2 protein-coding genes and 2 pseudogenes are annotated in these 3,491 nt (G+C 74.1%); all 4 read left to right on the top strand.

The features are described 5' to 3' along the window. Window positions 1-622: pseudogene (locus D8M29_RS10060) on the top strand (1-deoxy-D-xylulose-5-phosphate reductoisomerase); the annotation flags it as partial. Further along, window positions 619-1,986, top strand: a complete 1,368-nt coding sequence (locus D8M29_RS10055; RefSeq protein WP_127445945.1) for an RIP metalloprotease — start codon at window positions 619-621, stop codon at window positions 1,984-1,986. The pseudogene D8M29_RS10060 and the gene D8M29_RS10055, both read left to right, overlap by 4 nt. Window positions 1,987-2,091: 105 nt before the next feature. Next, window positions 2,092-3,276 (top strand): flavodoxin-dependent (E)-4-hydroxy-3-methylbut-2-enyl-diphosphate synthase, encoded by a 1,185-nt coding sequence (ispG, locus tag D8M29_RS10050; protein WP_061866731.1) that lies wholly within the window; start codon window positions 2,092-2,094, stop codon window positions 3,274-3,276. Continuing rightward, window positions 3,251-3,491 (top strand): annotated as a pseudogene (locus D8M29_RS10045) (GNAT family N-acetyltransferase); the annotation flags it as partial. The gene ispG and the pseudogene D8M29_RS10045, both read left to right, overlap by 26 nt.

The following is a 3,491-nucleotide window of genomic DNA, read 5'->3' as shown; positions in this document are numbered from 1 at the left end:
CGCCGTCACGCCCGCCCAGGCCCTCGCCCACCCCACGTGGGACATGGGCCGCGTCGTCACCACCAACTCCGCCTCCCTCGTGAACAAGGCCCTCGAGGTGATCGAGGCCCACCTGCTGTTCGACGTGCCCCTGGACCGGATCGACGTCGTGGTCCACCCGCAGTCCGTGGTCCACTCGATGGTCGAGTTCGTCGACGGGTCCACGCTCGCCCAGGCCTCCCCGCCGGACATGCGCCTGCCCATCGCCCTGGGGCTGTGCTGGCCGCGCCGTCTCCCGGGCGCGGCCCCGGCCTGCGACTGGACGCGGGCGGCCACCTGGACGTTCGAGCCCCTCGACGAGGAGGCCTTCCCCGCGGTACGGGCCGCGAAGGAGGCGGCGGCCGCCTCGCCCACCCACATGGCCGTGTTCAACGCCGCCAACGAGGAGTCCGTGGACGCCTTCCACGCCGGCGCCCTGCCCTTCGACGGGATCGTGGACACGGTCCGCGCCGTCGTCGCCGACTATGCCCCCGAGCACGTGCTCGCCGCGGCCGGCCACGACCCCGCGCCGACGGGGCTCACCGTGGATGCCGTGCTCGCCGCCGAGGCCTGGGCGCGCCGTGCGGCGCGGGCCCGCTGGTGACCGTCGTGGAGATCCTCTGGTACGTCGCGGGCGTCCTCGCGGTCGCGCTGGGCCTGGCGGTCTCGATCGCCCTGCACGAGATCGGCCACCTCGTCCCGGCCAAGCTCTTCGGCGTGCGCGTCACGCAGTACATGATCGGCTTCGGCCCGACGCTCGTCTCGTGGCGCCGCGGCGAGACGGAGTACGGGTTCAAGGCCGTGCCGCTGGGCGGCTACGTCGCGATGATCGGGATGCTGCCCCCGCCGCGGCCCGGGCAGACGCCCCGCGCGGCGTCCACGGGCTTCGTCCAGCAGCTGGGCCGCATGGCCGACGACGCGCGGGCCCAGGCCGCCGCGGAGGTCCGCCCCGGCGACGAGCACCGCCGCTTCCTCGCCCTGCCGGTGTGGAAGCGGGTGGTGATCATGCTCGGCGGGCCGTTCATGAACCTGCTCATCGCGCTGGGCGCCACCGCCCTGCTGGTCACCACGGTGGGCACCTCGCAGCCCAGCACCACCGTCGCCGAGGTCTACCGGTGCGTGGTCACGATGCAGGAGCAGCAGGCCCGCGCCGCCTCCGGCGGGACAGAGGACTGCCGCCCGGGCGATCCCGCCGCGCCCGCCCACGAGGCGGGACTGCGCCCCGGCGACACCGTGCTCGCCTTCGACGGGCGGCCGGTCTCCGACTGGGACGCCCTCTCCGCCGCGATCCGGGACCGCGCCGGACAGCCCACCCGGATCGAGTGGGAGCGCGACGGCGAGCGGATGAGCGCCACCCTGACCCCGCGCCTGACGGAACGGCCCGTGACGGACGCGCTGGGCCGGCCCGAGCGGGCCCCGGACGGGACCGTGGCGACCCACGAGGTCGGGTTCATCGGCATGGGCGCGCAGCTCGAGACGGTCCGCGGCACCCCGCTCGACGCCGGCCCGCTCGTGGCCCAGCAGGTGCGGGGCGTCGTCGACGTCGTCCTCGTGCTGCCGCAGCGGCTGTGGGACACCGCCGTCGCCGTGGTGACCCCGGCCGAGCGCGACCCGGACGGCCCGATGTCCGTGGTGGGAGTCGGCCGGATCGCCGGGGAGGCGGCGGCGCTCGAGGAGGCCACGCTGACGGACAAGGCCGCCCTGCTGCTGTCCCTGCTGGCGGGCGTGAACGTGGCGCTCATGGTGTTCAACCTCATCCCGCTGCTCCCGCTCGACGGCGGCCACGTGGCCGGCGCCCTGTGGGAGGCGGTGCGCCGCGGCTGGGCCCGGATCACGGGCCGCCCGGACCCGGGGCCGTTCGACCTGGCCCGCATGCTGCCGCTGACCTACGCGGTGGGCGCGGCGATGCTGCTCATGGGCGTCATCCTGATCGTGGCGGACATCGTGGAGCCGGTCCGGCTGTTCTGAGCCCGGCCCGTTCGCCGTGGGCGGTCGCCCCGCGCCCCGGGGCGCCCGCGCGCCTAGGATGGACCGGAGAACCCGGCGGCCCCGCGCCGTCGACCCCGAGAACCCATGAGGAGCGCCCCCGTGCCCGTCAGCCTTGGAATGCCGTCCGCCCCGCCGCCCGTGCTGGCCCCGCGCCGCACCACCCGGCAGATCCAGGTGGGCTCGGTGGGCGTCGGCTCGCAGCACCCCGTCTCGGTGCAGTCGATGACCACCACCAAGACGCACGACATCGGCGCGACCCTGCAGCAGATCGCCGAGCTCACGGCCGCCGGCTGCGACATCGTCCGCGTGGCCTGCCCCACGGACAAGGACGCCGAGGCCCTCAAGGTCATCGCCCAGCAGTCCACCATCCCCGTGATCGCGGACATCCACTTCCAGCCGAAGTACGTGTTCGCGGCGATCGAGGCCGGCTGCGGCGCCGTGCGCGTGAACCCGGGCAACATCAAGAAGTTCGACGACAAGGTCAAGGAGATCGCGCAGGCCGCCTCGGACCACGGCACCTCCCTCCGCATCGGCGTCAACGCCGGCTCCCTGGACCCGCGCCTGCTGCAGAAGTACGGCAAGGCCACCCCGGAGGCCCTCGTCGAGTCCGCCGTCTGGGAGGCCTCCCTCTTCGAGGAGCACGGCTTCAAGGACTTCAAGATCTCCGTCAAGCACAACGACCCGGTGATCATGGCCCGCGCCTACGAGCTGCTCGCCGAGCAGGGTGACTGGCCGCTGCACCTCGGGGTCACCGAGGCCGGCCCGGCCTTCCAGGGCACCATCAAGTCCGCTACCGCCTTCGGCTACCTGCTCGGCCAGGGCATCGGTGACACCATCCGCGTCTCCCTCTCCGCGCCGCCGGTCGAGGAGGTCAAGGTGGGCCTGCAGATCCTGCAGTCCCTGAACCTGCGTGAGCGCAAGCTCGAGATCGTCTCCTGCCCCTCGTGCGGCCGCGCCCAGGTGGACGTGTACACGCTGGCCGAGCAGGTCACCGAGGGCCTCCAGGACCTTGAGGTCCCGCTGCGGGTGGCCGTCATGGGCTGCGTCGTCAACGGGCCGGGCGAGGCCCGCGAGGCCGACCTCGGCGTCGCCTCCGGCAACGGCAAGGGCCAGATCTTCGTCAAGGGCGAGGTCATCCGCACCGTGCCCGAGGACCAGATCGTGGAGACCCTCATCGAGGAGGCCAACCGGATCGCCGGTGAGATGGACCTGGGGGAGGACGGCGGTGACCAGGCTGCCGCCGGTGCCCCGGTGGTCTCCGTCCACTGACCGGGAGGTCCGGGCCGCCACGGGTGACCGCGTCCGCCTGCTGACCGACGCGGACACCGCCGCGCTCGCGGCCCTGTCCGCCCGTGCCCCCGTGTCCAACGTGTTCGTGGACTCCCTGCTCGAGGCGGGCCGCCTGGCCGGCCCGCGCGGGGGAGCGGCGGGCACCCTGTTCCTCGGGATCGACGACGACGCCCCGGGCGCCGGCGCGCTGCGCG

Origin of the sequence: Micrococcus sp. HSID17227, from assembly GCF_003989405.1 — a bacterium.
Classification (GTDB): Bacteria; Actinomycetota; Actinomycetes; order Actinomycetales; family Micrococcaceae; genus Micrococcus; species Micrococcus luteus.
The sequence above is the reverse complement of the archived record's forward strand: the minus strand, read 5'-3'. Positions and strand labels throughout refer to the sequence as shown.

Excerpts from the sequence above, each read along its gene's own strand:
- ispG (WP_061866731.1), top strand. The coding sequence starts at position 2,092 with ATGAGGAGCGCCCCCGTGCCCGTCAGCCTTGGAATGCCGTCCGCCCCG.